General features: G+C 41.4%; 6 protein-coding genes, 5 tRNA genes and 1 rRNA gene. 9 read left to right on the top strand and 3 right to left on the bottom strand.

Features of this window, described 5'->3' with window-relative positions; translation table 11 throughout:
- The first annotated feature begins 155 nt into the window (after positions 1–155).
- Positions 156–271, top strand: a 5S ribosomal RNA gene (gene rrf, locus BSR11_RS16940).
- 86 nt (positions 272–357) lie between these two features.
- Positions 358–434: transfer RNA gene (locus BSR11_RS16935), tRNA-Asp, on the top strand.
- Positions 435–591: 157 nt separating this feature from the next.
- Here BSR11_RS16935 and pssA read toward each other — a convergent pair.
- Entirely contained in the window at positions 592–1,932 is a 1,341-nt protein-coding gene (gene pssA / locus BSR11_RS16930; protein WP_072671527.1) for a CDP-diacylglycerol--serine O-phosphatidyltransferase, read from the bottom strand.
- 89 nt (positions 1,933–2,021) lie between these two features.
- A complete protein-coding gene (locus BSR11_RS16925) occupies positions 2,022–2,450 on the bottom strand; it encodes a GNAT family N-acetyltransferase (RefSeq protein ID WP_375152966.1) in 429 nt (142 codons plus the stop codon).
- 71 nt (positions 2,451–2,521) lie between these two features.
- On the opposite strand from BSR11_RS16925, the gene murB reads away from it, so the two are divergent.
- Positions 2,522–3,553: a UDP-N-acetylmuramate dehydrogenase gene (gene murB / locus BSR11_RS16920; protein WP_072671524.1), complete on the top strand. Its 1,032-nt coding sequence runs from the start codon at positions 2,522–2,524 to the stop codon at positions 3,551–3,553.
- 13 nt (positions 3,554–3,566) lie between these two features.
- Positions 3,567–4,535, top strand: a complete 969-nt coding sequence (gene birA / locus BSR11_RS16915; protein ID WP_072671523.1) for a bifunctional biotin--[acetyl-CoA-carboxylase] ligase/biotin operon repressor BirA — start codon at positions 3,567–3,569, stop codon at positions 4,533–4,535.
- Between the two features lie 142 nt (positions 4,536–4,677).
- On the opposite strand, the gene coaA is transcribed toward birA, so the two are convergent.
- Entirely contained in the window at positions 4,678–5,601 is a 924-nt protein-coding gene (gene coaA, locus BSR11_RS16910) for a type I pantothenate kinase (RefSeq protein WP_072671521.1), read from the bottom strand.
- Positions 5,602–5,806: 205 nt separating this feature from the next.
- Between coaA and BSR11_RS16905 the strand changes: the two genes are divergently transcribed.
- The 5 genes from BSR11_RS16905 to BSR11_RS16885 all read left to right on the top strand — a co-directional run.
- Positions 5,807–5,882: transfer RNA gene (locus BSR11_RS16905), tRNA-Thr, on the top strand.
- A 27-nt stretch (positions 5,883–5,909) separates the two neighbouring features.
- Positions 5,910–5,994: transfer RNA gene (locus tag BSR11_RS16900), tRNA-Tyr, on the top strand.
- A gap of 35 nt (positions 5,995–6,029) precedes the next feature.
- Positions 6,030–6,104: transfer RNA gene (locus BSR11_RS16895), tRNA-Gly, on the top strand.
- 13 nt (positions 6,105–6,117) lie between these two features.
- A tRNA-Thr gene (locus BSR11_RS16890) sits at positions 6,118–6,193 on the top strand.
- Positions 6,194–6,297: 104 nt separating this feature from the next.
- A partial coding sequence (locus BSR11_RS16885) for a GTP-binding protein (protein WP_240004084.1) occupies positions 6,298–6,491 on the top strand: 194 nt, incomplete at its 3' end.

Below are 6,491 nucleotides of genomic sequence, written 5' to 3'. Positions count from 1 at the left end.
GAAGGGGTTTTGTGGGCTCAATTGAGTGCATTGAATGTGTAGAGAACGAGAAACAGCTTTCCAGATTTAGGAATTGAATTTATCAACTACATCCCTGTAGTTGACCCTACGGGCCGCACTAAAGTGCGTTAAATTTTGTTCCAGACAAAATTTTGCTTGGCGACCATAGCGTTTTGGACCCACCTGACTCCATGCCGAACTCAGAAGTGAAACGAAACAGCGTCGATGGTAGTGTGGGGTCTCCCCATGTGAGAGTAGAACATCGCCAGGCTTTAATACTTGTGTTTAGACTTAAGGTCTGAAGACACAAACTCAATAAAGCAGTCAATCAGACTTTATCGAGTAACAAGACAATGTGGAGCGGTAGTTCAGTTGGTTAGAATACCGGCCTGTCACGCCGGGGGTCGCGGGTTCGAGTCCCGTCCGCTCCGCCACTGATAAAGAATCCCTAGCAGCAATGCTGGGGATTTTTTATGGAATTAAGTTAGGGTGGCATCATTTCTTTTCTAGCTATCTGCTAGATATTGCAATACAGAATTAGCGTAAAAAAAGCCGATAGTGATTCACTATCGGCTTTTTTTGCTCTTTTCTTTAAAGAATCTGTTTTAATACTCGGTCCGCTTTGACACGGGTAATTCTTTTCATTAGTCGCTGCACCACATCAGGGTAACTATCGAGCTTCTCAATTTGTTTGTAGGTACAGATTAATTGCGTATGTTGTAAAATGTTATCCATCTCTTTACTAAACTTATCAACGAGATGCCCGTGTTTATCTTGGATAAGTAACGCGTTCTCTAAATCGAGTTTCCATGCTCTTGGATTAAGATTATTGCCAGTGATTAGCATATAACGTTTATCTATCCAAATTCCCTTTAAATGGAAACTGTTGTCGCCATCTTTCCATAAATGAATGGATAGTTTTCGACTAGCAATATTAGCTTCATTAATTTTTGCAAAGCGGCGCAGATTGAGTTCATAGAGATAAGGTAAACCGCCAATGGTTTTAAAATCTTGCGAAGGTGCAATATAAAAATCATTTGCCGTTTTATCCCCAACAATAATATGAACGGTGACTCCTCGTTTAATCGCTTTTTTTACTTCTTTAGCGACAGATGGGGGAAAATTAAAATAAGGTGTACAGATGTAGATTTCTTGTTTTGCCTGAGCCAATAAATCAATGATGGTCTGATTAAGATGGTTTCGGCGTTTACCAATCCCAACCAGTGGGGTGACACCGACTTGATCAGCATTGAGTGTTTGTGCAGAAAAATCATAGTTCGCTTCAGCAAGCGTTGCACGAAACTGGCGAATATCGGTTTTGATCTCTTTTGTTTTGGGCCTATCTGTGCAAGATAATTCATTCACGGCCGGATGAGCCAATAATGTATGTTGAATGAAGTTAACCATAGTGTCAGCGAGAAGTTGATTATCTAAGGTATGATAGCGATCAAAGCGGTAACGTTCTTGATAGTGCAGGTAAACGTTATTAATACTCGCTCCGCTATAGATCACTTGGTCATCGATGATAAAGCCTTTGAGATGAAGCACGCCAAAGACTTCTCTTCCGCGAACCGGAATGCCATGTACAGGGATAGCATGTTGATAACGCTGTTTAAAGTCACAATACAGTGTTGCATTCCCTGCAGAGGCCTCAGCACCGATTAACCCGCGCTGAGCTCGATGCCAATCGACACAAATGTGAATATCTAATCCTGGATTACGCTGTTTAGCGTTATAAAGCTCAGTGAGTATTTCTCGTCCGGCATCGTCGTTTTCTAGGTATAAAGCCACTATATAGATGCGTTTACTGGCTAGACGAATAGACTCAATAAGATGAGTACGAAACTCTTGAGCTGACAGCAATACATCAAACTTATTAGGATCTTGCGCAATAGTGGGCAGTTGTTCGACTGTATTTCTACGAGCAATCATAGTGATGCTTTACCTTACGTATGTGCAAAATTGCGAGCAGGGTATATTACCAAAATAACGTGAATGATAGCTAGAAAAGAGCTCTATTCTTAACATAAGTCATCTTTATACATCATCGGAATAAGAGATTTACCACTCGCTTGGTAGCGCGTAAGCAGTGTTCGCAATTCTGCAGGAAGCTGGTCTGGACGCTGAGTATAAAAATTACCAAGTGTATAAAAGGATGTCAGATGCGAGTAAGCAAAACAATAGTCATTGTGTTTCAGTATGTTTTTTTTGCAGTAGAGCAATAATGCTTGCCCAATCCCTTTTGAACGCTCATCACTCACCACGGCCATACCAGTCAATAATCGATAATCAGCAATTGAGCGAAAACGAACAACGGCTTTGATATGGTGGTTTTCATAAGCCGCGATGATCAGCTCATCACTTTTCGGTTTAGCTGATGGATAGTGCTGTTTATAAAAACGTTTAATCAGGGGTAGCTTTAGCGTCTCTACGTGCTCAAAGTGAAGAATTGGTATTTGCATCTGTCTTATCAAAGTATCTGTTGTAGAATAGCATGAGTTTTATTTAGGCAAAGAGTCTCATGCAACTACATCATAATGCAAATCTTAAGTCTTATCATACTTTCGGTCTTGATCAGACTTGCCAATATTTAGCGGTAATTGAATCTGTCGATGATCTGATTGTACTGCATCAATCTGATGAGTGGGCTGATCGGCCGAAATTGATGTTAGGTAAGGGAAGCAATGTGTTATTTACCGAGCCTTACCAAGGCTTGGTGATGGTCAATCGCCTGTTAGGTATTGAGCATAGACAAGATGCTGACTTTCACTACTTACATGTTGCCGGCGGAGAAGATTGGCCAAGTTTAGTCGAATGGTCTATTCGGCAAGGTTTACCAGGATTAGAAAACTTAGCCTTGATCCCGGGCTGTGCTGGTTCTGCACCTATTCAAAATATTGGTGCTTATGGCATAGAATTTAAGGCGGTTTGTCATTATGTCGATTACTTGTGCTTAGAGAGTTTCACTATTAAAAGATTAAGCGTTTCTGACTGTCAATTCGGTTATCGTGACTCTATTTTCAAACAAGATTTATGTGGTAAAGCGCTTGTAGTTGCAGTAGGACTGCGCCTAAGTAAGGATTGGAGACCTCTTTTGTCTTACGGACCATTGCAAGCTTTGCCATCGACTTGTACGGCGGAGGATATCTATCACACCGTTTGTCAGGTGAGAAAAGATAAATTGCCTGATCCTACGGTAGTTGGTAATGCGGGTAGTTTTTTTAAAAATCCAGTGATTGATCAAACCTCGTTTGAGACTTTAAAAAAGCAGTATCCAAATCTGGTGGCTTACCCGACCGAACAAGGCGTTAAATTAGCCGCTGGTTGGCTTATTGAACAAGCCGGATTAAAGGGATATACCTTGGGGGGAGCGCAGGTGCACCCCAAACAAGCCTTAGTCATCATCAATAAGAATCGTGCTACCGCAGAAGATATTATTACTTTAGCAAAGCAAATATGTAAGACAGTGCATGATCAGTTTAATGTTAATCTTGAGCACGAAGTTCGTTTTATTGGTGCCGCTGAAGAAACTGACTTACGGGCGTTAAGTTAATTGAGAAAAAACAATGAAAGTTCATAGTGTTAAATTACGCTTATTAAAGATGCTCTCTGATGGACATTTTCACTCTGGTGAGTCATTAGGGGAGCAGTTTGGTATGTCTCGAGCTGCCATCAGTAAGCATATCCAAGGCATTCAACAGTGGGGGATGGATATTCATCGCGTGCAAGGTAAAGGATACCAGCTTGCTCGGCCATTGATGATGTTGGATGAAGATTACATTCGTTCTCAAGTAACTAACCCCGTTGAATTGCATCCTATTATTGATTCAACTAACCAATATTTATTAGACAATTCGAGCCTGATGCACTCTGGTACGGTTTGTCTTGCTGAATATCAAGATAAAGGGCGAGGCCGTCGTGGTCGGCATTGGGTATCGCCGTTTGGCGCTAATCTCTATTTCTCAATGTATTGGCGTTTAGAAGCTGGTATGGCTGCTGCGATGGGCTTGAGCCTTGTTGTTGGGGTCGCGATAGTCGAAGCCCTTGAAGATATGGGGCTGACAGGGATTAAATTAAAATGGCCGAATGATCTTTATTATCAAGATCGTAAACTCGCGGGAATTTTGGTTGAAATGTCGGGTCAAGCTGGCGGAGCGGCTCACTTAGTGATTGGTATCGGCATGAATCTCATTATGCAAGATAAAAACCTGTCCATCGATCAGCCTTGGACGAGTTTGTCACATGTCACTGGTCAGGAGGATATTGATCGTAACCAACTGGTAATTAAGCTTATACAAGCTTTAAATCGGTCATTAGAAAATTATGAGCAGCACGGTATGCAAGAATTTGTTGAACGCTGGAATCGTTTGGACAATTTTTTAGGCCGTCGAGTTCATTTGCTGATCGGACCGAATAAAATTACCGGAATAGAGCGAGGTATTGATCCGAATGGGGCAGTGTTACTTGAAACTTCTGACGGAATAAAAAGTTATCTCGGTGGTGAGATTTCTTTACGAAAAGGTGACGACGAGTAAATAGTAGTCTTTAAATGGTTGGCTAATAGTGAATAGGTTCTAGTGTAATTATTTGATATTATAGTAGAAAATGACTTCCCTTCGTTGCGCTGCACAAGGTCGAGTCATTTTCAATTTCAGCTGAGTGATCGTATCGATAAATTTATTTTCGTAACAGCACTTCTTCGACATTATGGCAAAGCCCTTTCCTTAAAATTAATTGAGCCCGTTCTTTGGTGGGTAAAATATTTTCTTGAAGGTTTTTACCATTGATAGAATTCCAGATATGTTGTGCTTTGGCTTTGGCTTCTTGTTCAGTCAATTGCGTGTAATGATTGAAGTATGATTCTGGTTTTTTAAAAGCCCCATGACGAAATTTCATAAAACGATCAACGTACCATTTTTCAATTAATTCGGCATCGGCATCCACATAAATAGAAAAGTCTAAAAAATCAGAGATAAATACCCGATGTGGGTCATGAGGGTAATCCATCCCGCTTTGTAAAACGTTTAACCCTTCAATAATTAAGACATCTGGACGATCAACCACTTTCTGTTCGGAGGTGATGTCATAAGTCAAATGTGAGTAGATAGGTGCAATAACATGAGGTTGTCCTGCTTTTACATCAGAAACAAACTGCACTAGGCGTCGAATATCGTATGATTCTGGAAAGCCTTTCTTATGCATAATGTTGCGTTCATGCAAGATTCTATTAGGGTAGAGAAAGCCATCAGTGGTGATTAACTCAACTTTAGGATGGTTCTCCCAACGAGAGAGTAATGCTCTCAATAAGCGCGCGGTTGTACTTTTACCGACCGCTACGCTACCAGCGATACCAATGATAAATGGAGGTGCTTTCTCTGCATGGCCTAAAAATTGGTTAAGAACGGTATTACGACTTTGTCTAGCGGCCACATACAAATTCAATAATCTTGCTAGAGGGAGATAAATTTCTACCGCTTCTTTCATCGTTAGACTTTCATTAATACCTTGTAATTCTTGTAGATCATGTTCTGACAGAGTCATAGTGACTGAGTTACGTAACTCAGCCCATTGGTGACGAGCAAAAGATAAATAGGGGCTCATAAAAGGTTCAGTCATAGTGTTAGAAGAAGCAGGCAACATACAATATGCGACTAAGATTGCAAATCAGAAACACACTAGAATTGGCGATTAAGCAAAAAAATGAATAAAAAAACAACGAATAGACCTAAAGCGAATAAAATTTGTTTTTTTTTATCGATTAGGCTTGCAAGCATTAAGATCATTCAATAGAATGCGCCCCACTTATGCCGACTTAGCTCAGTAGGTAGAGCAACTGACTTGTAATCAGTAGGTCACCAGTTCGATTCCGGTAGTCGGCACCATCTTCCTTAGTAAGAAGATAAAAATTTGGAGGGGTTCCCGAGTGGCCAAAGGGAGCAGACTGTAAATCTGCCGGCTCCGCCTTCGATGGTTCGAATCCGTCCCCCTCCACCATATTGTAAAGGAAATAGCTCACAGAGTTACGTGTTGCGGGCATCGTATAATGGCTATTACCTCAGCCTTCCAAGCTGATGATGCGGGTTCGATTCCCGCTGCCCGCTCCACTCATTTTAGAGTGCTGATATAGCTCAGGTGGTAGAGCGCATCCTTGGTAAGGATGAGGTCGGCAGTTCGAGTCTGCCTATCAGCACCAGCTCTAAGCAAAGATTTCCATTTACTGTATAATTATTACCGAACTTTTTTTGGTTGCGTGGTCATAAACAAAGCCACATACATCCGTACCTAGAGGGACAACTCATGTCTAAAGCAAAATTTGAACGTACGAAACCGCACGTAAACGTTGGTACTATCGGCCACGTTGACCACGGTAAAACCACTCTAACAGCAGCTATCTGTACTGTACTTGCAAAAGTATACGGCGGTGAAGCGAAAGACTTCGCGTCAATCGACAATGCTCCAGAAGAGCGTGAGCGCGGTATTACTATTTCTAC

The sequence above is a fragment of the Vibrio injensis genome (assembly GCF_001895205.1).
Classification (GTDB): Bacteria; Pseudomonadota; Gammaproteobacteria; order Enterobacterales; family Vibrionaceae; genus Vibrio; species Vibrio injensis.
This window is presented reverse-complemented; position numbering and strand designations above follow the sequence as displayed.